The 19,380-nt window shown below is 58.2% G+C and carries 29 protein-coding genes and 1 pseudogene; 24 read left to right on the top strand and 6 right to left on the bottom strand.

Annotated features, from left to right (window positions below; genetic code table 11):
• Positions 1-66 precede the first annotated feature (66 nt).
• The 3 genes from WDO70_04910 to WDO70_04900 all read right to left on the bottom strand — a co-directional run bounded on the left by WDO70_04910 (position 67) and on the right by WDO70_04900 (position 1,732).
• Complete coding sequence (locus WDO70_04910) at positions 67-603, bottom strand: SRPBCC family protein (protein MEJ0062540.1); 537 nt, start codon at positions 601-603, stop codon at positions 67-69.
• A 49-nt stretch (positions 604-652) separates the two neighbouring features.
• Positions 653-1,147, bottom strand: a complete 495-nt coding sequence (locus tag WDO70_04905) for a CBS domain-containing protein (GenBank protein MEJ0062539.1) — start codon at positions 1,145-1,147, stop codon at positions 653-655.
• Between the two features lie 108 nt (positions 1,148-1,255).
• Positions 1,256-1,732 carry a potassium channel family protein gene (locus tag WDO70_04900; protein MEJ0062538.1) on the bottom strand — a complete coding sequence of 159 codons (477 nt, stop codon included), beginning with the start codon at positions 1,730-1,732 and terminating at the stop codon, positions 1,256-1,258.
• Positions 1,733-1,758: 26 nt separating this feature from the next.
• Here WDO70_04900 and WDO70_04895 point away from each other — a divergent pair, with 26 nt between their 5' ends.
• The 3 genes from WDO70_04895 (at position 1,759) to WDO70_04885 (ending at position 4,197) form a co-directional block, all read left to right on the top strand.
• Entirely contained in the window at positions 1,759-1,974 is a 216-nt protein-coding gene (locus WDO70_04895; protein ID MEJ0062537.1) for an SDR family oxidoreductase, read from the top strand.
• 334 nt (positions 1,975-2,308) lie between these two features.
• Positions 2,309-2,770 (top strand): response regulator, encoded by a 462-nt coding sequence (locus tag WDO70_04890; GenBank protein MEJ0062536.1) that lies wholly within the window; start codon positions 2,309-2,311, stop codon positions 2,768-2,770.
• A 74-nt stretch (positions 2,771-2,844) separates the two neighbouring features.
• The gene (locus WDO70_04885) at positions 2,845-4,197 is read left to right on the top strand and encodes a patatin-like phospholipase family protein (protein MEJ0062535.1); all 1,353 of its coding nucleotides are present in this window, start codon (positions 2,845-2,847) and stop codon (positions 4,195-4,197) included.
• 6 nt (positions 4,198-4,203) lie between these two features.
• Here WDO70_04885 and WDO70_04880 read toward each other — a convergent pair whose 3' ends face one another.
• Both WDO70_04880 and WDO70_04875 read right to left on the bottom strand, forming a co-directional pair.
• The gene (locus WDO70_04880) at positions 4,204-5,091 is read right to left on the bottom strand and encodes an ATP-binding cassette domain-containing protein (protein MEJ0062534.1); all 888 of its coding nucleotides are present in this window, start codon (positions 5,089-5,091) and stop codon (positions 4,204-4,206) included.
• Positions 5,069-6,121 (bottom strand): ABC transporter transmembrane domain-containing protein, encoded by a 1,053-nt coding sequence (locus WDO70_04875; protein ID MEJ0062533.1) that lies wholly within the window; start codon positions 6,119-6,121, stop codon positions 5,069-5,071. Before WDO70_04875 ends, WDO70_04880 begins: the two co-directional genes overlap by 23 nt.
• Positions 6,122-6,216: 95 nt before the next feature.
• On the opposite strand from WDO70_04875, the gene WDO70_04870 reads away from it, so the two are divergent.
• The gene (locus WDO70_04870; protein ID MEJ0062532.1) at positions 6,217-6,690 is read left to right on the top strand and encodes a hypothetical protein; all 474 of its coding nucleotides are present in this window, start codon (positions 6,217-6,219) and stop codon (positions 6,688-6,690) included.
• Here WDO70_04870 and WDO70_04865 read toward each other — a convergent pair.
• The gene (locus WDO70_04865; protein MEJ0062531.1) at positions 6,687-7,310 is read right to left on the bottom strand and encodes a YqgE/AlgH family protein; all 624 of its coding nucleotides are present in this window, start codon (positions 7,308-7,310) and stop codon (positions 6,687-6,689) included. The genes WDO70_04870 and WDO70_04865 overlap by 4 nt on opposite strands.
• A gap of 374 nt (positions 7,311-7,684) precedes the next feature.
• Between WDO70_04865 and rpsL the strand changes: the two genes are divergently transcribed.
• The 20 genes and pseudogenes from rpsL to rpsH all read left to right on the top strand — a co-directional run bounded on the left by rpsL (position 7,685) and on the right by rpsH (position 19,377).
• Positions 7,685-8,056, top strand: coding sequence for a 30S ribosomal protein S12 (gene rpsL / locus WDO70_04860; GenBank protein MEJ0062530.1), 372 nt, complete (start codon positions 7,685-7,687; stop codon positions 8,054-8,056).
• Positions 8,057-8,067: 11 nt separating this feature from the next.
• A complete protein-coding gene (gene rpsG, locus WDO70_04855; protein MEJ0062529.1) occupies positions 8,068-8,538 on the top strand; it encodes a 30S ribosomal protein S7 in 471 nt (156 codons plus the stop codon).
• A gap of 13 nt (positions 8,539-8,551) precedes the next feature.
• The gene (fusA, locus tag WDO70_04850) at positions 8,552-10,642 is read left to right on the top strand and encodes an elongation factor G (GenBank protein ID MEJ0062528.1); all 2,091 of its coding nucleotides are present in this window, start codon (positions 8,552-8,554) and stop codon (positions 10,640-10,642) included.
• 83 nt (positions 10,643-10,725) lie between these two features.
• Complete coding sequence (tuf, locus tag WDO70_04845; GenBank protein MEJ0062527.1) at positions 10,726-11,913, top strand: elongation factor Tu; 1,188 nt, start codon at positions 10,726-10,728, stop codon at positions 11,911-11,913.
• Between the two features lie 130 nt (positions 11,914-12,043).
• Positions 12,044-12,352 carry a 30S ribosomal protein S10 gene (rpsJ, locus tag WDO70_04840; GenBank protein MEJ0062526.1) on the top strand — a complete coding sequence of 103 codons (309 nt, stop codon included), beginning with the start codon at positions 12,044-12,046 and terminating at the stop codon, positions 12,350-12,352.
• A gap of 23 nt (positions 12,353-12,375) precedes the next feature.
• On the top strand, positions 12,376-13,074 hold the full coding sequence (gene rplC / locus WDO70_04835; GenBank protein ID MEJ0062525.1) for a 50S ribosomal protein L3: 699 nt from the start codon (positions 12,376-12,378) through the stop codon (positions 13,072-13,074).
• Positions 13,075-13,093: 19 nt separating this feature from the next.
• Positions 13,094-13,741, top strand: coding sequence for a 50S ribosomal protein L4 (gene rplD, locus WDO70_04830; protein MEJ0062524.1), 648 nt, complete (start codon positions 13,094-13,096; stop codon positions 13,739-13,741).
• Positions 13,742-13,751: 10 nt separating this feature from the next.
• Entirely contained in the window at positions 13,752-14,090 is a 339-nt protein-coding gene (locus tag WDO70_04825; GenBank protein ID MEJ0062523.1) for a 50S ribosomal protein L23, read from the top strand.
• Between the two features lie 3 nt (positions 14,091-14,093).
• Complete coding sequence (gene rplB, locus WDO70_04820) at positions 14,094-14,945, top strand: 50S ribosomal protein L2 (protein ID MEJ0062522.1); 852 nt, start codon at positions 14,094-14,096, stop codon at positions 14,943-14,945.
• Positions 14,946-14,960: 15 nt separating this feature from the next.
• Positions 14,961-15,245, top strand: a complete 285-nt coding sequence (gene rpsS / locus WDO70_04815) for a 30S ribosomal protein S19 (GenBank protein MEJ0062521.1) — start codon at positions 14,961-14,963, stop codon at positions 15,243-15,245.
• A gap of 12 nt (positions 15,246-15,257) precedes the next feature.
• Positions 15,258-15,620, top strand: a pseudogene (rplV, locus tag WDO70_04810) (50S ribosomal protein L22).
• 120 nt (positions 15,621-15,740) lie between these two features.
• Entirely contained in the window at positions 15,741-16,421 is a 681-nt protein-coding gene (rpsC, locus tag WDO70_04805) for a 30S ribosomal protein S3 (GenBank protein MEJ0062520.1), read from the top strand.
• A gap of 22 nt (positions 16,422-16,443) precedes the next feature.
• The gene (gene rplP / locus WDO70_04800; protein ID MEJ0062519.1) at positions 16,444-16,863 is read left to right on the top strand and encodes a 50S ribosomal protein L16; all 420 of its coding nucleotides are present in this window, start codon (positions 16,444-16,446) and stop codon (positions 16,861-16,863) included.
• A 1-nt stretch (position 16,864) separates the two neighbouring features.
• Complete coding sequence (gene rpmC, locus WDO70_04795; GenBank protein MEJ0062518.1) at positions 16,865-17,080, top strand: 50S ribosomal protein L29; 216 nt, start codon at positions 16,865-16,867, stop codon at positions 17,078-17,080.
• 12 nt (positions 17,081-17,092) lie between these two features.
• Entirely contained in the window at positions 17,093-17,356 is a 264-nt protein-coding gene (gene rpsQ, locus WDO70_04790) for a 30S ribosomal protein S17 (protein ID MEJ0062517.1), read from the top strand.
• 44 nt (positions 17,357-17,400) lie between these two features.
• Positions 17,401-17,769, top strand: a complete 369-nt coding sequence (gene rplN, locus WDO70_04785; GenBank protein ID MEJ0062516.1) for a 50S ribosomal protein L14 — start codon at positions 17,401-17,403, stop codon at positions 17,767-17,769.
• A complete protein-coding gene (gene rplX / locus WDO70_04780) occupies positions 17,769-18,092 on the top strand; it encodes a 50S ribosomal protein L24 (protein MEJ0062515.1) in 324 nt (107 codons plus the stop codon). Before rplN ends, rplX begins: the two co-directional genes overlap by 1 nt.
• Before the next feature lie 12 nt (positions 18,093-18,104).
• The gene (gene rplE, locus WDO70_04775) at positions 18,105-18,647 is read left to right on the top strand and encodes a 50S ribosomal protein L5 (protein ID MEJ0062514.1); all 543 of its coding nucleotides are present in this window, start codon (positions 18,105-18,107) and stop codon (positions 18,645-18,647) included.
• Between the two features lie 12 nt (positions 18,648-18,659).
• Entirely contained in the window at positions 18,660-18,965 is a 306-nt protein-coding gene (rpsN, locus tag WDO70_04770; protein ID MEJ0062513.1) for a 30S ribosomal protein S14, read from the top strand.
• Between the two features lie 13 nt (positions 18,966-18,978).
• On the top strand, positions 18,979-19,377 hold the full coding sequence (gene rpsH, locus WDO70_04765; GenBank protein MEJ0062512.1) for a 30S ribosomal protein S8: 399 nt from the start codon (positions 18,979-18,981) through the stop codon (positions 19,375-19,377).
• Positions 19,378-19,380 lie beyond the last annotated feature (3 nt).

Genomic DNA, 19,380 nt, shown 5'->3' with positions numbered 1-19,380 from the left:
AAGCGGCGATCGTGCCGCTGAAGAAAGCCAGGGATAGGATCAAGAGATAGCGCATGAGTTTCCCGTTTACTCCCGGCCCGCTTCCACTACCGCCTTCAAATTCGCCAGGCCCTGATCGAACTGGCCGCCGACCATTTTATCGCAGTTGAAGATAAGCCCCATCGCTTTGGCGACGAAATTGTTTTTGCCATGCATGCTCCATGACACGACGGTCTCGGCGCCTTCAGGCTTGAAGGTGAATTCCGCGATGCTCGTGCCCTGCATCGGCTTCAGGAAATCAAGCCGCAGTTTGACCAGTTCGGCCGGACGGCTCTCGAGGATCGTCATGCTGCCTGCGCCGACTTGACGATTGCCGTCCCAGCGCGTAATCGCGCCGGCTCCCGCCGGAGGGCCGTCAAAGGACATTTTGGCGTTTGGGTCGAGCTTGACCCATGGCGACCAAGCCGCCCATTTATAAAAATCATTCACTTGAGCGAAAATCTTTTCCGGCGGGGCCGTCATGGACGCCGAGCGCGTGACCCTGAATTCATTGGGTTGCAAGGCAATCGCGATAGCAAGAGCGGCGGCGACGACGGCCAGGATTCCGACGATATAAAGCAGCATGGCTGGGGATACTCCTTGCGATCAAGGGTATCCTTTTACGTTTGCCGGTTCAAGCCGCTTTCGGGCCAACGGCGCGCTCGATGACGCTCGCTATTTCGCTCATATTGACCTCTTCGCGGAGGAGGCGGCCAAAACTGAGAATGCCTGAGGGTTTGCCGGTCTGATTTTTGACGATGAGCCGGTTGACGTTATTCTCGCGCATCATGTCGGCGGCTCTATCGACCGTGTCGTCTTCGCGGCAGGAGACGACGCCGGGCGTCATGTAATCCCGCACTTTCTCGGTGTTCGCATCCTTGCCTAAGGCTATGACGCGGATCACGATATCACGGTCGGTAATCACGCCTTCGATTTTCTCCGGCGTGCCGACCGGCAGAATGCCGCAATCGACGTTTTCCATTTTTCGCGCCGCGTCTTGCACGGTGGCGTTGGAAGAAATGAAGACGGGATTCCTGGTCATCAGGTCTTTCACCTGCGGCGGACGGCCCTGTCCCTGGCTCTGAGTTTGGGCTTTGGCTGGATTTGGGTTCTGCTGTTTCGTTTGCATGATTTCCTCCATCTCAAAGTGTGACGACCATTGCCGCTTTGACGGCTATTGGCGGTTACGTTGACAAGGAAGGCATAAAGAAAGAATACGAACTCCATAAATATCGGGTTATTCAGCAGAAGGATGTCTGATTTTTTTTCTGCGTTCGTTCCAGGTCTGTTCCATTTTAATATAAGTAAAGGAAGCAGACCAGGCGATCATCAAAAGTCCGATCAGCGCTTCGGATACGGCTATATTGCGGATAGCGCCGCGCGGGATTATTTCGCCGTAGCCCAGCGATGTGTAGCTGACGGCGGAGAAATATACGCAGGCGCTCAGGCTGCCGTCGAATTCGCCGGACAAATAGCCGAGCTTGGGCGTCAGATACATGAAATAGACAACGAACGCGAAAACCCATATTTCGATGATATGCGCTATCATCAGCATGGTGATCGTCATCAGCATGACGCGGCGATCGTGAAACCGCTTGATCCCCCATGGAAGGATTTTGTCGGAGGTGATCAACATGATCTCATAATGAATGAGAACCGTAATGGCGACGAGCGAAGTGGCGATAATCCAACCAATAATTTCGGCTAGCTCCATCTCTTTCCCTCCGCGCCCGTGCTTGAATATTATGCATATGCCGAATCGTCTCTCGCCCCTCAGCATATAAGCAACAGAAGGACAAAAGTATGTTTAATCTGAACGGCATGAAGGGATTGATTGTCGGCTTGGCCGCGATAGAGGATGTCGGCGCTATGGCGGCTTTCCTCGCTTCTCCCAGCGCCCGGCATATCACCGGCCAGGTGATTTATGTCGATAGCGGATTCAATATCAGGGGATAAGCGGCGCTAAGACAGCGGAGCCAGGGAATATAATTTCCTCGCAGTCTGCACTGAAAGGCTAATTTCCCTGGCTCACATCTGTCGAGACTAGGTCGCGACGGATTTATGAATACTAGGCTGCTCATAAGCAAACGAGCGTGACACGCGATCGAATAATAAAAATTACATAATAGCCTGACTGTGCCTTGCATATTCCGCGATGCTGATAAATTTTTCATGTGATTTCGTCTAATTTAACGCATTTTACCAAAAGTGCTGAAACTTTATCAATAAATAGGCTCCATGCTGGCGTCTGTGAAAATGCCCGTGCAGACATACAGGAAGGGCCGCGATTATGAAAAGAACAATGAGCGCCTTCGATACGGCGGATGCGTCTTCTGCGGTTGCCCATAGCGAAATAAATCCTCTCGTGCTTCTTGTCGAAGATAACGCGGACAATATGCTGGTGGCGACGTCGCTGCTCGAGATGCTGGGCATTCGCCATGAAACGGCTTGCAATGGCCAGGAGGCATTCGAGAAGGCGAGGGGCGGCGGTTTCGATGTCATCCTTATGGATGTTCAGATGCCGGAGATGGATGGCTTCACGGCTACCCGCATGATCCGCGACTATGAAGAGCGGCATGGCTTCAGCCGCATTCCTATCGTCGGCGTCACGGCCTACGCGCTGGCCGGAGACAGAGAGCGCTGCCTCGCAGCGGGAATGGACGATTATATTTCAAAGCCGTTCCGGGCGGACGATCTGGAATCCAAGATCATCCTTTGGCACGACGCCAAGCACGCCGATGCGGAGCAATAAGAAACTCCGCGAAAATTCATGCTTCCCGATGAGCGGAATAGGGCTTATTATCGCGGCTCATTTGCGGAGTCGACATGCCCTCCAAGAAAACCAAAAAACCGGAACCTCCATCAAGGCGCGCGCTTCCTTTCGGCTCCGTGGCGCTATTGCTTCAGGGCGGCGGCGCGCTTGGGGCGTATCAGGCCGGCGTGTACGAAGCGCTGGCGGAAGCCGACCTGCACCCCGATTGGGTGGCGGGCATCTCCATCGGCGCGATCAATTCCGCCATCATCGCGGGTAACTCGCCGGAACAGCGGATCGATAAGCTGCGCCAATTCTGGGAGGGCCTGACGGCTAATTCGCTGGGCACGAGCGTCGGGCAATTCAGAGACGCCGCGAAAAACTATCCTCTTTTTGCGTTGTTCGATCAAACCGGCTCCGCCGCCGCCGCCGCTGGGGCGGAAGCGTCGGAGTTTATGTTCAGCCATTGGCCCGGCGCCTATACCCAGAAGCTGCATGAATTCTGGGAACGAATGGCCAAAAAGCCTTTCGAGCATTTGCTGTGCGAGATGGAAAGCTTCGTGGTGAAAGGGGATATTTCGCGCGGGGTCATCAATCAGATGAGCGCCGCCTATACGCTTCTTAACGGCGTGCCGGGATTTTTCTCGCCGCGAGTTCCAGGGCCGTGGCTGCTGCCGACCGGCTCGCTGGACGCGACCAGCTATTGCGATCCATCGCCGCTGAAATCCACCCTCGAGCAGCTGATCGATTTCGACCGCATCAATGCCGGAGAAACCCGCCTGAGCGTCGAGGCCGTCAATGTCAGAAGCGGCAACTACGTGTATTTCGACTCGACGTCGGAAAAGATTCGCGTCGAGCATATCATGGCGAGCGGCGCGCTGCCGCCCGGCTTTCCGGCGGTCGAGATCGACGGCGAGTATTACTGGGACGGCGGCCTGGTGTCGAATACGCCGCTGCAATTAATCATGGACAGCACGCCGCGCCACGATACGCTGGCGTTCCAGGTCGATCTGTGGAGCGCGCGGGGCGGGCTGCCGCGCAACATGACCGATGTGATGACCCGCCAGAAGGAAATCCAGTATTCGAGCCGTACCCGCGCCAGCACAGATCGCTTTAAGGAAGCGCAGAAAGCACGGCATGCTTTCTCTACTTTATACAATCAGTTGCCGGAAAATCTTAAGAAATCGCCTGAGGCAAAGATGCTGCATGATGTCTCGGATCATAAAGCGTATAACATCGTTCATTTGATCTATCGCGCCAAGAACTACGAGGGCGATTCCAAGGATTACGAATTCTCGCGGCTGTCCATGCAGGATCACTGGCGCGCCGGTTATGACGATACCGTTCGCGCGCTGCGCCACAAGGAAATCTTCCAGCGCCCCAAAAGCTCCGAAGGCGTCGCCATTTTCGATTTCGTGCGCGGATAACGGCCCTTATTCTTCCCTGGCTGCTTCGCCGTCCAGCGTCGCGCGAGCTTTATCCATAACGGGGGCGGGGGTTTCCTGCTCCAACTCGTCTACGATTTTTCCGTTGCCGGGCAAAAATCCGCCGCTCTGCTTGCGCCAGAGCGAAGCATAGAGGCCGTTCTTTGCCAGCAGTTCGGTATGCGATCCGTCTTCCACGACCGTGCCGCCGTCCAGCACGATCAGGCGGTCGAGATGATAGATCGTGCTAAGCCGGTGCGCGATGGCGATGACGGTGCGATCCTTCATGGCGAGACGCATGGCGGCCTGAATCGCGGCTTCTGATTCGCTGTCGAGCGCCGAAGTCGCTTCGTCCAGGATCAGGATCGGCGCGTTTTTCAACAGCGCGCGGGCGATGGCGATACGCTGCCGCTGGCCGCCCGACAGTTTGACGCCGCGCTCGCCGACCAGCGTGTCATAGCCCTTCGGCAGCAGTTGGATGAAGTCATCCGCGTGAGCCTGGCGCGCCGCTTCCACGACTTCGGCATCGGTCGCGTTCTGGCGGCCATAGCGGATATTATCCATCAGGTTGCGGTGGAACAGCACCGTATCCTGCGGAATGACGCCGATGGCGCTGTGCAGGCTGTCTTGCGTGACGCGCCGCAAATCCTGCCCGTCGATGGCGATGCTGCCGTGCTGAATGTCATGCAGGCGCAGCAGCAGCGAGACGAGCGTGCTTTTCCCCGCGCCGCTCTGGCCGATCAGGCCGACCCGCTGCCCCGGCGCGATGGTCAGGTCGAGATTGCGGATGACGCTCTGCTTGCCGTCATAGGCGAAATCGACTCCGGCGAAGTGGATTTCGCCGCGTGGCACCAGCAATTTTCCGGCATCGGGTTCATCGATGATCGCGCGCGGCACGACCAGCGTTTCGATGCTCTCCTCGGCCGAGCCGAGATAATCGAAAAAGATCGGGCAGCGTGTCGCCGAGTTCCTGCGAGCGCGCGGCGATCATCGTGCCCAGCGTGGACATCATCACGAAATCGCCCGGCGTGATGATATGCCGCGACCAGGCATAGACCAGGCCGGTATAGAGCCCCGTCCACATCAGCAGCGTCATGATATGCTGCGCGGAGCGCATGAGGAAAATGACGTTCAGGAACAGCCGCCGCTGCGCGGCCAGCGTCGCGGTTACGTTGCGATTCACCGTCGCGTCCTCGCGTTCATGCGCGGCGAAGAAGATCACGTTCTTGATGTTGATGATGATATCGACGACGCGCCCGGTCAGTTGGGTCTTGGCCTCGTTATGCTCGCCCGCGCGTTTGGCGCAGAGCCGCCCCGACATCATGCAGACGCCGAAATACATCGCCAGCCAGCCCAGCATGGGCAGGCCGAAAACGGCGCTCACGGTGGTCAGGTACAGGGCGGCGGTCAGGAATATTCCCAGCGCGGGCATCAACTGGAACCACCACCATTCAAGAAGCCATATCATCTGTTCCGGAAGGACGGCGGTCTTATAGGCAATCTTTCCGGAAAGGTTATTATCGAAATAGATCGCCGAGTGCCGCTGCACGAAGGAGAAGACCGTTTGCCGCATATCGGCCAGCAGCGGAAAGCGTGTGCGGTAGGTAATCGCCCAGCCGATGCCTTGCACGACGAATACCCCGGTCATCAGGCCGATGAAGAGCAGCAGGAAAGGAAAAACCTGCGTCCAGATGTCCTGATGCGCCGCTTCCGCCGCCAGCGCGGCGTCGGCTATAAGTTTCGCCGCATAGCTGCCGGATACGAACAGCGCGCGGTTGAGCATGGGCGGAATGCTGGCGGCCAGCACCCAGAGCCAGCGAGGCTTGATGAACAGCCAAAGCATCGGCCATAGCCGGGCGGGCAATTCGCTCGCGACGACGCGCGGCAGAATCCTGGGCGGGGAGGGGTTTAGAATCGAGAAAGGCATGGTTCTATGTCTACCGGAATTTCTTGCCGTAAATAAGGCGCATGTGATATTTTCCGCCCGGAATTATCGAAGATGTGTTTTGCAAGGAGCCGTTGATGTCCAAAAAATTTTCCATGACCAAGTCTTGGCAAAAAAATCGTTCCGTCGGGGAACTGCGAAAGATAAAGCGGGAAACCAGAATAAAACTTCTGATGGCGCGGCAAGATCTTCTGGAAGATCAAAAAGCGCAGGCAAGAGCGATTTTAAGGCCGATTATTAATGCTTGGGCCGCCGACCATCCCAGGGTCATGACGCAGTTAGCTACCACGCTGGAGCAGGGATTTGCTGGCCGGGAACTGGATATCGAGCAAAAAGAAATGCTGGCATTGACCAGAATAGAGCAGGCCATGTCTCCTTGGCTTGCGAAGAACCCATTATCTCCTCTGAATTCACTCAGAATGCCAAGCAATTCGCCGCAGCGGCCAAACAGTCCCGGCCTCTTAAAGCGGAATGTGGAGTTCTTGAAAGAAAATATCATCAAATCTACGGCCACGCGTTCGCGAGAGGCATTATATATGAGATATGATTAGGCCTTCTGCCCCGGAAGCGGCTTATAGGGCTGCTGCTGATAAAGCGTATCCCAATCGACGCCGTTGCCTTTTTGAAAAATCAAATCATGGGTGGGCGCGGCGGTAAACCAGCCGTAACCGGCGAGTTCTCCCTCCAACTGCTGAATGCCCCATCCTGCGCAACCGGCGAATACGCGGTATATAAGAGCGCCGTTCTTTTGGTCCTGACGAATTTTATCGGGAAGGGCGGAATCTTGTTTTAATACCGTTTCCCATTCCCCTATGACGAAGTGATCGGTCTCTCCCGCCTGTTCCGCTTTTACCCATTTGAGCACATAGATTTTTTCGGGAAACTCGACCGGGCCGCCGTAAGAAACCTCAATATCGCCGTTCGCGAATATGCCGGGAAGTTGCGATTTCTGGTTGCCGGAAAGGGGTTTGTTCAGGATAACGCCCCTTGCGCCGAGCCATCCGTGCTTGACCAGCACCAGGCTCTGATCGAATGGCGGCAGAAGCTGTGCGTTGGCTATAAGAACCACCTCTCTTTCCGGGCGATTTCCATAGCGTTCGGCGGCAATGCCAAGCAACGTAAAAAACGTGCCCAGCACGAAAAGCCAGATGGGTTTTTGAAGAAATTTCATGCCCGCCGTTCCTGTTTTCTTTTAGCCTATGCAAAAGCCCGCAAAGGAAAAAGCTTTCTTTTAAGAAAGCCATAAGGAAAGTGATAAACTTCCTTGACGGGGAGTTATGCACATGTCTATATTCCGCCTGCCTTTTAGGGCCGGTGGTAGTTCCGCCATTAACTAAGGTGGCGCGATCTAGACGCGGTCGTGATTGCAGCGAATAAAACATAGCCAAGACAATGAACGGTCGGGGATGCCTCTAAGCGGCATATCTTTCGGCAGGTTGTCCGGCGCGGGTTTGGCCTTCACGGAGCGGCGACAGCCGGCTTCGCGGTGGCTTTTACGTTTGTTAAACTGGCCTTATGGGCCTTTCGGCTAGGGAATTGAGATCGATGGCAACGATTAACCAGTTGGTTCGCAAGGGACGCAAAGTTCCGAAGTACCGGGACAAGGTTCCGGCGCTGAAGGAATGCCCGCAAAAGCGCGGCGTCTGCACGCGCGTCTATACGACGACCCCGAAAAAGCCGAACTCGGCGCTGCGCAAGGTTGCGCGCGTTCGCCTGACGAACGGCTTCGAGGTCATCAGCTACATTCCCGGCGAAGGCCACAATCTTCAAGAGCATTCCGCGGTCATGATCCGCGGCGGCCGCGTGAAGGATTTGCCCGGCGTCCGTTATCACATCATTCGCGGCACGCTGGATACCCAGGGTGTCAAAAACCGCAAGCAGCGCCGGTCGAAATACGGCGCCAAGCGTCCGAAATAGGGGATTGAAACATGTCTCGTCGCCATCGCGCAGATAAACGCACGGTTTTACCCGATCCTAAATTCGGGGAAATCGCCGTGTCGAAATTCATGAATTGCCTCATGGAAGAGGGCAAGAAGTCGGTCGCCGAAGGCATCGTCTATGGCGCATTCGACATCATCCGCGCCAAGGCCAAAAAAGACCCGCTCGATATCTTCAAGGAAGCGCTGCATAAAGTGCGGCCGCATCTTGAAGTGCGCTCCCGCCGCGTCGGCGGCGCGACCTATCAGGTGCCGACCGATGTGCGCCCCGAGCGCGGCATGGCGCTGGCCATGCGCTGGATCATCGAGGCGATGCACAAGCGCGCCGAAAAGACTTCGTCGGAGAAGCTGGCCGGAGAATTGATGGCCGCCGCCAACGACAACGGCGCCGCCGTCAAGAAGAAGGAAGACACGCATCGCATGGCGGAGGCCAATAAGGCTTTCGCTCATTATCGCTGGTAAGGGATTTCTGGTTATGCCTCGTACGACTCCTATCGAAGATTATCGCAATTTCGGCATCATGGCGCATATCGACGCCGGGAAAACCACGACCACCGAGCGGATTCTGTACTATACCGGCAAGTCCTATAAAATCGGCGAAGTGCATGAAGGCACCGCGACGATGGACTGGATGGAGCAGGAGCAAGAGCGCGGCATCACGATCACGTCCGCCGCGACGACCTGCTTCTGGAAAGTCGGCGAGAAGCCTTACCGCTTCAACATCATCGACACGCCCGGCCACGTCGATTTCACGATTGAAGTCGAGCGCTCGCTGCGCGTTCTCGACGGCGCCATCGCCGTCTATGACAGTGTCGCCGGCGTTGAGCCGCAATCCGAAACCGTGTGGCGCCAGGCCGACAAGTATGGCGTGCCGCGCATTTGCTTCATCAACAAAATGGACCGCATCGGCGCGAACTTCTACCGCACCGTGGCGATGATCAAGGACCGCCTCGGCGCGGTGCCCCTGGTGATTCAGCTGCCGATCGGCACCGAATCCGAGCATAAGGGCCTCGTCGATCTCATCAAGATGAAGGCGATCGTCTGGGAAGACGAATCCCTCGGCGCGAAATTCCGCGAAGTGGAAATCCCCGCCGATCTGGTCGACAAGGCCAAGGAATACCGCCAGCAGATGATCGAAACCGCCGTCGAAATGGACGACGCGGCGATGGAGCAATATCTCGGCGGCGAAGAGCCTGCGGTCGAAGTGCTGAAAGCATGCATTCGCAAAGGCACGCTGGCGCGGAAGTTCTTCCCCGTTCTGTGCGGCGCATCTTTCAAGAACAAGGGCGTGCAGCCGATGCTGGACGCCGTGGTCGATTACCTGCCTTCTCCTGTCGATATCGGCAACGTCAAGGGCTTCAAGGTCGACAGCACCGAGCCTGACGAGCGCGAGCCGAAAGACGACGCTCCGTTTTCGGGCCTCGCTTTCAAGATCATGAACGATCCTTTCGTCGGCACGCTGACCTTCGTGCGGATTTATTCCGGCACATTGTCGTCGGGCAGCTATGCGCAGAACACGGTCAAGGAAGACCGCGAGCGCATCGGCCGTATCCTGCTGATGCATGCCAACAACCGCGAAGAAGCGAAGGAAGCTTTTGCGGGCGACATCGTCGCTTTGGCGTCGCTGAAGAATACCAAGACCGGCGACACGCTTTGCGACACCGCTCACCCGATCATCCTCGAACGCATGGAATTCCCCATGCCGGTCATCGAGATCGCGGTCGAGCCGAAGACCAAGGCCGACCAGGAAAAGATGGGTGTTGCCTTACAGCGCCTCGCCGACGAAGACCCTTCGTTCCGCGTGTCGGTGGATCACGAAACCGGCCAGACCATCCTCAAGGGCATGGGCGAATTGCATCTCGAAATCCTCGTCGATCGCATGAAGCGCGAATTCAAGGTCGAGGCCAATGTCGGCAAGCCCCAGGTCGCCTATCGCGAGACGATCACCAAGAAGACCAGCATCGATTATACGCACAAGAAGCAGTCGGGCGGTTCGGGCCAGTTCGCGCGCATCAATCTCGAAATCGAGCCGCTGCCGCCGGGTTCCGGTTATGTGTTCGAATCGAAAGTTGTCGGCGGCTCGGTGCCGAGGGAATATATTCCCGGCGTTGAAAAGGGCCTGGATAGCATAAAGGAAACAGGGGTTTACGCCGGTTTCCCGTGCATCGACTTTAAGGTGACTTTGACTGATGGCGCTTATCACGATGTCGATTCGTCGACGATGGCGTTTGAAATCGCGGCGCGCGCGGCTTTCCGCGAAGGCATGCCGAAAGCCGGGCCGATTTTGCTCGAGCCCATGATGAAAGTCGAGGTCGTGACCCCTGAAGATTTCATGGGCGACGTCATCGGCGACTTGAACAGCCGCCGCGGTCAGGTAACCGGCATGGATCAGCGCGGTAACGCGCGCGTGGTCGAAGCCATGGTGCCGCTCGCGGAGATGTTCAGCTACGTGAACAATCTGCGTTCGATGACCCAGGGCCGCGCGTCCTACTCGATGCAGTTCGATCACTATGAGCCGGTGCCGACCCAGGTGGCGCAGGAAGTCAAACTGAAGTTGGCTGGCTAATGCCGGCGGGAAAATCAGCCGGCTAGTCGCCGGTAAAGTTGGAAAGTTAACTTGTTAGCTTAACGAAGAGGATGGAGTAGAAAATGGGAAAAGAGAAATTCAATCGCAACAAGCCGCACTGTAACATCGGCACTATCGGTCACGTCGATCACGGCAAGACCTCGCTGACGGCTGCGATCACCAAGATTTTGGCGAAGAGCGGCGGCGCGACCTTCACCGCCTATGACCAGATCGACAAGGCGCCTGAAGAAAAAGCGCGCGGCATCACGATCTCGACGGCGCACGTGGAATACGAAACCGCGAACCGTCACTATGCTCACGTCGATTGCCCCGGCCACGCCGATTACGTCAAGAACATGATCACCGGCGCGGCGCAGATGGATGGCGCGATCCTGGTCGTGTCGGCTGCCGACGGCCCGATGCCGCAGACCCGCGAGCACATCCTGCTCGCGCGTCAGGTCGGCGTCCCGGCGATCGTCGTCTTCATGAACAAGATGGACATTGCCGATCCGGAACTGGCCGAGCTGGTCGAGATGGAAATCCGCGACCTGCTGACCAAGTACAACTTCCCCGGCGACGCGACCCCGATCGTCAAGGGTTCGGCGGTATGCGCGCTCGAAGACAAGCAGCCGGAACTCGGCGAGCAGGCGGTCCTCAAGCTGATGGAAGCCGTCGACAGCTATATCCCGCAGCCGGAGCGCCCGAAGGACAGGCCGTTCCTGATGCCGATCGAAGACGTGTTCTCGATCAGCGGCCGCGGCACCGTGGTCACGGGCCGTGTCGAACGCGGTATCGTCAAGGTCAACGAAGAAGTCGAGATCGTCGGCCTGAAGCCGACGACCAAGACGGTCGTCACCGGCGTCGAAATGTTCCGCAAGCTGCTCGATCAGGGAGAAGCGGGCGACAATATCGGCGCGCTGCTGCGCGGCACCAAGCGCGAAGAAGTCGAGCGCGGCCAAGTGCTGGCCAAGCCCGGCTCGATCACGCCGCACACCAAGTTCAAGGCGGAATGCTACATTCTCACCAAGGACGAAGGTGGCCGTCATACGCCGTTCTTCACCAACTATCGCCCGCAATTCTACTTCCGCACGACGGACGTGACCGGCGAAATGATGCTTCCCGACGGCACGGAAATGGTGATGCCGGGCGACAATATCTCGGTCGAGGTCAAGCTGATCGCGCCGATCGCCATGGATGAAGGCCTGCGCTTCGCGATCCGCGAAGGCGGCCGCACCGTCGGCGCCGGCGTCGTGGCGAAGGTGATTGAGTAAGATAGAGTACAGAAGACAAAGAACGGAGGGCAGAAGTCGGAAATTTGCCATCCCGGTGTTGCGTCTGAAGAAGGCGCGTCCCGGCATGACAATCATCGGGCTTCTGTCCTAACTGGAAAGAGAAAGTAAAATGGACACGCAAACGATCCGCATCCGCCTGAAGGCGTTTGACCACGGGATTCTCGACAAGTCTGTCGAGGAAATCGTCAATACCGCCAAGCGCACGGGCGCGCGGGTGCTGGGACCGATTCCGCTGCCGACCTTGATCGAGAAGTTTACCGTCAACCGCGGTCCGCATATCGACAAGAAGTCGCGCGAGCAGTTCGAGATACGCACGCATAAGCGTCTGCTGGATATTCTTGACCCGACGCCGCAGACGATCGACGCGCTGATGAAGCTCGATCTGGCGGCTGGCGTCGATGTCGAGATCAAGGTTTAGGGAATACGAACATGACGACGAAGTTGCGCACAGGATTATTGGCCCGGAAGATCGGCATGACGCGCCTTTTCAGCGAAAAGGGCGAGCATATCCCCGTCACCGTGCTGCAGGTCGACGGCTGCCAGGTGGTGGCGGTCAAGACGCTCGAGCGCGACGGCTATGTCGCCGTGCAGCTTGGCGTCGATAAGGCGAAGCTGAGCCGCGTGACCAAGCCGCTGCGCGGCCATTTCGCCAAGGCCAAGGTCGAGCCGAAGAAGAGGCTGATCGAATTCCGCGTCACGCCGGACGCCGTTCTGGAACTCGGCGCGGAAATCTCCGCGGCGCATTTCGTGCCGGGACAATATGTCGATGTCTCCGGCACCACCATCGGCAAGGGCTTCGCCGGCGTCATGAAGCGCCATAATTTCGGCGGCTTGCGCGCCACGCACGGCGTTTCGGTCTCGCATCGCAGCCATGGTTCCACCGGCGGACGCCAGGACCCTGGCCGCGTGTTCAAGAACAAGAAGATGGCCGGACACATGGGCGATGTCCGCGCGACGCAGCAGAATCTGACCGTGGTCGCGGTCGATGAAGCGCGGGGACTTATCATGGTGAGAGGCGCCGTTCCGGGATCCGACGGCGGTTATCTGGAAGTGCGCGATGCGGTCAAGCGGCCTTTGCACAAGGACGCGCCGTTTCCGGCGGGTTTGAAGCAAGCGGCGCAAGCCGAGACGGCTGCTTAAGGGAAATTGGGGAAAGATAATGAAAGCCACTGTGGTGAATTTGGATAACAAGAAGGTCGGCGAAGTCGACTTGCTCGACGCCGTCTTCGGTGTCGAGGAGCGGAGCGACGTTCTGGCGCGCGCGGTCTATTGGCAGCAGGCGAAGAAGCGCGCCGGCACGCACAAGACCAAGGGCATTTCCGAGATCAGCGGCACGACCCGCAAGCCATGGGCGCAAAAGGGTTCGGGCCGCGCCCGTCAAGGCAGCCTGCGCTCGCCGCAGTTCCGCAAAGGCGCGGTGATTTTCGGCCCCGTCGTGCGCAGCCATGCTCATGACCTGCCGAAGAAATTCCGCCGCCTGGCGCTGTGCATGGCGCTGGCCGGAAAACTAAAAGCGGGCAAATTGATCGTGCTGGACGCCGCGAAGTCGGACAGCCCCAAGACCAAGGATATGATCGCCAGGCTTGGTTCGCTCGGCGCGAGTTCGGCGCTCATCATCGACGGCGCGAACCTAGACAAGAATTTCGCGCTCGCGATCCGCAACATGCCTTTCGTCGATTTGCTGCCGGAGCAGGGCGCGAACGTATATGACATTCTGCGGCATGAGACTCTGGTTCTGACCAGGAATGCGGTAGAGCAATTGCAGGCGCGCCTGACCGGACAAGATGCCGGCCAAGAGGCGGCATAGGGGAATGATGATGGCTGAGAAGAAAACCAAGACTAAGGCGAAGGCGAAAGTGGCGGAGATTTTACCCGCGCATTACGACATCATCCTCGCGCCGCACATCACCGAAAAGGCGACTGCCGGTTCCGAGCATAGCCAGGTGACGTTCCGCGTTGCGCTGGGCGCCACCAAGCCGCAGATCAAGGCGGCCATCGAAGGCCTGTTCAAGGTCGAGGTGAAGGGCGTCAACACGCTGCGGGTCAAGGGCAAGCTGAAGCGGTTCAAGGGCCGTCTCGGCCAGCGTTCGGACTACAAGAAAGCGATCGTGACGCTCAAAGAGGGGCAAACGATCGACATGGCTACGGGAATCTAGAACATGGCACTCAAGAAATATAATCCGATCACGCCCGGCATGCGGCAGTTGGTGCAAATCGACCGCCGCGAGCTGTGGAAGGGCAAGCCGGTCAAGGCGCTGACCGAGGGCCTGCACAGCAAGGGCGGACGCAACAATACCGGACGCATCACCGTGCGCCATCAGGGCGGCGGTCACGCGCGCCGTTATCGCCTGATCGATTTCAAGCGCACCAAGCATGGGATGCCCGCGACCATCGAGCGGCTGGAATACGATCCCAACCGCACGGCCTTCATCGCGCTGATCAAATACCAGGACGGCACGCTGGCCTATATTCTCGCGCCGCAACGCGTCACCAAGGGCGATGTGGTCGAAAGCGGCGTCAAGGTCGACGTCAAGCCCGGCAACGCGATGCTGCTTAAGAGCATTCCGGTCGGTACGATCATCCATAACGTCGAAATGAAGCCCGGCAAGGGCGGCCAGCTCGCGCGTTCCGCCGGAACTTATGTCCAGCTCGTCGCGCGCGACTCCGGCTTTGCGCAGATCAAGCTCAGCTCGGGCGAACTCCGCAAGGTGTCGCAGGAATGCATGGCGACCATCGGCGCGGTATCGAACGCCGATCACGGCAACATCCAGATCGGCAAAGCCGGACGCAATCGCTGGAAGGGCATCCGCCCGACCGTGCGCGGCGTCTCGATGAACCCGATCGACCATCCGCACGGCGGCGGCGAAGGCCGCACTTCGGGCGGACGCCATCCGGTCACGCCGTGGGGCAAGGGCACCAAGGGCACCAAGACGCGCAACAACAAGCGCACCGACGGCATGATCATCCGCCGCACGAACAAGCGCCGCGACGCGCAGGGAAGCAACAGGTAAGGCAGGGAATAGACTATGGCACGTTCAATTTGGAAAGGACCGTTCATCGACGGTTATCTGCTGGCGAAGGCGGAGAAGGCGCGGGCTTCGGGCCGCAACGAGATCATCAAGATATGGTCGCGCCGCTCGACGATCCTGCCGCAATTCGTGGGTCTGACCTTCGGCGTTTATAACGGCCACAAATTTCTTCCGGTGTCGGTCACGGAAAACATGATCGGCCACAAGTTCGGCGAATTCGCGCCGACGCGGAATTTCAAGGGGCATACGCCCGGCGATAAGAAGTCCGAGAAGGCCGCTTAGGAGTAACAGGTTATGGGCAAGCAAAAGACAGAGCGTCGTTTGGGACCGGATAGCGCGAAGGCGGTGGCCATCGCCATCCGCACGTCGGCGCGCAAGCTGAATGTCGTCGCGGCGACCATTCGCGGCAAGAGAGTCGCCGAGGCCGTCGTGGCGCTGGACTTCACCAAGCGCCGCGTGGCGCATGACGTGAAGCGCGTGCTGCAGGCCGCAGTCGCCAACGCCGAGAACAATCATTCGCTGGATGTCGACAAGCTGATTGTCGCCGAAGCCAGCGTGGGCCGCTCTTTCGTCATGAAGCGCTGGCATGCGCGCGGACGCGGCAAGAGCGCCGGCATTGAAAAGCCGTTCAGCAACCTGACCGTCATCGTGCGCGAAACGACCGAGGCTGATAAGCCGAAGCGCCAAGCGGGAGCCGGAAAGAAGAAGTCCGCCGAGGCCGCGAAGCCGAAGCCGAAGAAACAGCAAGCCGCGCAAGCGCAGGCAGGAGCATAGTCCATGGGTCAGAAAATCAATCCAATCGGTTTTCGTTTAGGCATTATCCGTACCTGGGACAGCCGGTGGTTCGCGGGCAAGGACTATGGCAATCTGCTGCACGAAGACATTAACATCCGCGCCTTGCTCGAAGAAAAGCTGAAGGCCGCGGGCGTTTCGCGCATCATCATCGAACGCACGGCCAAGAAGGCGCGGATTACGATTCAGTCGGCGCGTCCCGGCGTGGTCATCGGCAAGAAGGGCGCGGATATCGAAAAGCTGCGCAGCGAACTCGGCGAGATGACCAACGCGGAAGTCAGCCTTAACATCACCGAAATCCGCAAGCCGGAAATCGACTCGAAGCTGGTGGCTGAAAATATCGCCAGCCAGCTTGAGCGCCGCGTGGCTTTCCGCCGCGCGATGAAGCGCGCGGTGCAGTCCGCGATGCGGCTCGGCGCGCTCGGCATCCGTATCAATTGCAGCGGACGGCTCGGCGGCGCTGAAATTGCCCGCGTCGAATGGTATCGCGAAGGCCGCGTGCCGCTGCATACCTTACGCGCGGATATCGACTACGGCTCGGCGACGGCGCACACGACGATGGGAACCTGCGGCGTCAAAGTCTGGATTTTCAAGGGTGAAATTCTGGAACACGATCCGATGGCGATCGACGCCCGTTCGGGCGACCAAGTAACGCAGCATTCATAAGATATGACGAAGGTAATGTAAGATGTTGGAACCGAAACGTCCAAAATACCGCAAGATGCACAAGGGCCGCATTCATGGCGCTTCCAAGGGCTGGACGCGCCTGAATTTCGGCGCCTTCGGCCTGAAGGCCATGGAGCCGGAGCGCGTGAGCGCGCGCCAGATCGAAGCCGCCCGCCGCGCCATCACCCGCGCCATCAAGCGCCAGGGAAGGCTATGGATCACCATTTTCCCGGACCTTTCGATCACCAAGAAGCCCGCCGAAGTCCGCATGGGTTCGGGCAAGGGATCGGTGGAATTCTGGGCCGCTCGCGTTCATCCGGGGCGGATCATGTTCGAACTGGACGGCGTGACGGCGGCAGTTGCTAAAGAAGCGTTTGCCTTGGCCGCGGCCAAGCTGCCGCTCAAGACCAAATTCATCCAGCGCACGGGCGAGGGGGCATAACATGGCTACGGTGAAATCGAAGGACTTGCGCCTCAAGACCGACAAGGAGCTTGAAGAGCAGCGCATCGGACTGAAGAAAGAGCGCTTTAACCTGCGTTTCCAGAAGGCCACGGGCCAGCTCACGCATACCGACCGTCAGCGTCAGGCGCGGCGCGAGATTGCCAAGATCGAAACCATTCTGACCGAGCGTAGCCGCAAGGCTAAGTCGGCCGCTTAAGGGGGAAAGATAATGCCAAGGCGCGTATTGCAGGGAACAGTGACCAGCGACAAGGGCGACAAGACCATTACGGTCCTGGTGTCCCGGCGCGTCATGCATCCGATCTATAAGAAGTTCATCACGCGGTCGAAGAAGTACGCCGCGCATGACGAATTGAACAAGTTCAAGACCGGCGACGCCGTCTCGATCATCGAATGCCGCCCGATCAGCAAGCGCAAGCGCTGGACGGTGGTGGAAGAGGGCGTCGCGGAGAAAAAGACCGCAGGGAAGAAATAACACCTCCCGGCATCAATAAAGATTTGTAGTTAAGGAATGAAGTTATGATTCAAATGGAATCGACCTTACAGGTCGCGGATAACAGCGGGGCGAAACTCGTCGCCTGCATCAAGGTGCTCGGCGGCTCAAAGCGCAAATTCGCTTCGGTCGGCGATGTCATCGTCGTGTCTGTCAAGGACGCGATCCCGCGCGGCCGCGTGAAGAAGGGCGACGTGCATAAGGCCGTCATCGTGCGCACCCGCAAGGAAGTGCGCCGCGACGACGGAACCTCGATCCGCTTCGACACCAACGCCGCGGTGCTGGTGAACAAGGACAAGGAGCCCATCGGCACCCGCGTGTTCGGGCCGGTGACGCGCGAATTGCGCAATCTGGGCTTTATGAAAATTATCTCGCTGGCGGAAGAGGTGCTGTGATGGCCGCGAAGCTTAAAATCAAGAAGGATGACCGCGTCATCGTGATCGCGGGCAAGGACAAGGGCAAGACCGGAACGGTCCTGCGCGTTCTGCCCCAGGAAAACCGCGTGCTGGTGCAGGGCGTGAATCTTGTCACCAAGCATAAGCGCCAGGACGCGAAGTCCGGCGGCGGGATCGAGAAGAAAGAAGCCTTGATCCATGTGTCCAACGTGGCGCATGTCGATCCGAAGGATAACAAGGCGGTGCGTGTCGGATACAAGACGCTGAGCGACGGACGCAAGGTGCGTGTCGCCAAGCGTTCCGGCGAGCAGATTGATCGTTAAAGGATAAAGATTATGGCAGCGCGTTTACAGAAGCATTACGAAGAGACCGTCCGTTCGGCGATGATCGCTAAGTTCGGCTACAAGAACCGTTTCGAGGTTCCGAAGCTGGACAAGATCGTCATCAATATGGGCGTGGGCGAAGCCGTCAACGACAGCAAGAAGAGCAAGGTCGCTGCCGAGCAATTGGCGCTGATCGCGGGCCAGAAGCCGGTGATTACCAAGTCGAAAAAAGCCATCGCGACCTTTAAGCTGCGCGGCGGACTCGGCATCGGCTGCAAGGTGACGTTGCGCCGCGACAAGATGTATGAGTTCCTCGACCGGCTGGTCAATATCGCGCTGCCGCGCGTCCGCGATTTCCGGGGCGTTTCCGGCAAAAGTTTTGACGGCAACGGCAATTATGCGATGGGCCTCAAGGAACAGCTGGTGTTCCCCGAAATCGACTACGACAAGATGGATGAAGTTCGCGGCATGGATATCGTGATCTGCACCACGGCGAAAACCGATGCCGAAGCCAAGGAATTGCTGCGCGGCTTCCAGATACCGTTTAATTCTTAAGGAGTACCGAAGATGGCCAAGACAAGCATGGTCGAAAAGAACAAGCGCCGGACGAAGATGACGAAGCAGAAAGCCGCTTCGCGCGCCAAGTTCAAGGCGATTATCCGCGACAAGGATGCGACGATGGAAGAGCGTTTCGACGCGGTCTTGCGTCTGGCGAAAATGCCGCGCAATTCGTCGGCGGTGCGGATTCGCAACCGCTGCGAACTGACCGGCAGGCCGCGCGGCGTTTACCGCAAATTCAAATTGTGCCGTATCAAGCTGCGCGATCTGGCCTCGACGGGGCAGATTCCGGGCATTGTGAAATCGAGCTGGTAAGGAGTTTTAGCGTATGGCAATGACCGATCCCCTTGGCGATATGCTGACGCGCATTCGCAACGGCCAGGCTGCAAGGCTTGCCGTTATCGAATGCCCGTCGTCGAACTTCCGCAAGCACGTTCTTGAAGTCTTGCAGAAGGAAGGCTTCATCCGCGGCTTCAGCGAGACGCAAAAGGCCGATGGGCTGCCGATCCTGGAAATCGAGCTGAAGTATCATGAAGGCGACGCCGTGATCCGCCGCATCGACCGCGTGTCCAAGCCGGGCCGCCGGGTCTATGCGAAGATCAAGGACCTCGCCCGGTTTTACAACGGCCTCGGCATTTCGATTCTTTCGACTCCGCGCGGCGTGATGTCGGATAACGAAGCGCGCGCGGCCAATGTCGGCGGCGAAGTGCTTTGCCGGGTATTCTAATTG

This window comes from Alphaproteobacteria bacterium, assembly GCA_037200005.1.
GTDB lineage: Bacteria > Pseudomonadota > Alphaproteobacteria > UBA9219 > RFNS01 > JBBCGY01.
This window is presented reverse-complemented; position numbering and strand designations above follow the sequence as displayed.

What these genes read in the sequence shown, in the direction of transcription:
- rpsN (MEJ0062513.1), top strand. Translation starts at nt 18,660, where the DNA reads ATGGCCAAGACAAGCATGGTCGAAAAGAACAAGCGCCGGACGAAGATG.
- rplD (MEJ0062524.1), top strand. Translation starts at nt 13,094, where the DNA reads ATGAAAGCCACTGTGGTGAATTTGGATAACAAGAAGGTCGGCGAAGTC.
- WDO70_04905 (MEJ0062539.1), bottom strand. Translation starts at nt 1,147, where the DNA reads ATGCAAACGAAACAGCAGAACCCAAATCCAGCCAAAGCCCAAACTCAG.
- rplB (MEJ0062522.1), top strand. Translation starts at nt 14,094, where the DNA reads ATGGCACTCAAGAAATATAATCCGATCACGCCCGGCATGCGGCAGTTG.
- WDO70_04885 (MEJ0062535.1), top strand. Translation starts at nt 2,845, where the DNA reads ATGCCCTCCAAGAAAACCAAAAAACCGGAACCTCCATCAAGGCGCGCG.
- rpsH (MEJ0062512.1), top strand. Translation starts at nt 18,979, where the DNA reads ATGGCAATGACCGATCCCCTTGGCGATATGCTGACGCGCATTCGCAAC.
- rpsJ (MEJ0062526.1), top strand. Translation starts at nt 12,044, where the DNA reads ATGGACACGCAAACGATCCGCATCCGCCTGAAGGCGTTTGACCACGGG.
- rpsG (MEJ0062529.1), top strand. Translation starts at nt 8,068, where the DNA reads ATGTCTCGTCGCCATCGCGCAGATAAACGCACGGTTTTACCCGATCCT.
- fusA (MEJ0062528.1), top strand. Translation starts at nt 8,552, where the DNA reads ATGCCTCGTACGACTCCTATCGAAGATTATCGCAATTTCGGCATCATG.
- rpsQ (MEJ0062517.1), top strand. Translation starts at nt 17,093, where the DNA reads ATGCCAAGGCGCGTATTGCAGGGAACAGTGACCAGCGACAAGGGCGAC.
- WDO70_04865 (MEJ0062531.1), bottom strand. Translation starts at nt 7,310, where the DNA reads ATGAAATTTCTTCAAAAACCCATCTGGCTTTTCGTGCTGGGCACGTTT.
- WDO70_04875 (MEJ0062533.1), bottom strand. Translation starts at nt 6,121, where the DNA reads ATGCCTTTCTCGATTCTAAACCCCTCCCCGCCCAGGATTCTGCCGCGC.
- rpmC (MEJ0062518.1), top strand. Translation starts at nt 16,865, where the DNA reads ATGGCTACGGTGAAATCGAAGGACTTGCGCCTCAAGACCGACAAGGAG.
- rplN (MEJ0062516.1), top strand. Translation starts at nt 17,401, where the DNA reads ATGATTCAAATGGAATCGACCTTACAGGTCGCGGATAACAGCGGGGCG.
- WDO70_04870 (MEJ0062532.1), top strand. Translation starts at nt 6,217, where the DNA reads ATGTCCAAAAAATTTTCCATGACCAAGTCTTGGCAAAAAAATCGTTCC.
- rplX (MEJ0062515.1), top strand. Translation starts at nt 17,769, where the DNA reads ATGGCCGCGAAGCTTAAAATCAAGAAGGATGACCGCGTCATCGTGATC.
- rpsS (MEJ0062521.1), top strand. Translation starts at nt 14,961, where the DNA reads ATGGCACGTTCAATTTGGAAAGGACCGTTCATCGACGGTTATCTGCTG.
- rplP (MEJ0062519.1), top strand. Translation starts at nt 16,444, where the DNA reads ATGTTGGAACCGAAACGTCCAAAATACCGCAAGATGCACAAGGGCCGC.
- rpsL (MEJ0062530.1), top strand. Translation starts at nt 7,685, where the DNA reads ATGGCAACGATTAACCAGTTGGTTCGCAAGGGACGCAAAGTTCCGAAG.
- rpsC (MEJ0062520.1), top strand. Translation starts at nt 15,741, where the DNA reads ATGGGTCAGAAAATCAATCCAATCGGTTTTCGTTTAGGCATTATCCGT.
- WDO70_04825 (MEJ0062523.1), top strand. Translation starts at nt 13,752, where the DNA reads ATGGCTGAGAAGAAAACCAAGACTAAGGCGAAGGCGAAAGTGGCGGAG.
- WDO70_04890 (MEJ0062536.1), top strand. Translation starts at nt 2,309, where the DNA reads ATGAAAAGAACAATGAGCGCCTTCGATACGGCGGATGCGTCTTCTGCG.
- WDO70_04910 (MEJ0062540.1), bottom strand. Translation starts at nt 603, where the DNA reads ATGCTGCTTTATATCGTCGGAATCCTGGCCGTCGTCGCCGCCGCTCTT.
- tuf (MEJ0062527.1), top strand. Translation starts at nt 10,726, where the DNA reads ATGGGAAAAGAGAAATTCAATCGCAACAAGCCGCACTGTAACATCGGC.
- WDO70_04900 (MEJ0062538.1), bottom strand. Translation starts at nt 1,732, where the DNA reads ATGGAGCTAGCCGAAATTATTGGTTGGATTATCGCCACTTCGCTCGTC.
- rplE (MEJ0062514.1), top strand. Translation starts at nt 18,105, where the DNA reads ATGGCAGCGCGTTTACAGAAGCATTACGAAGAGACCGTCCGTTCGGCG.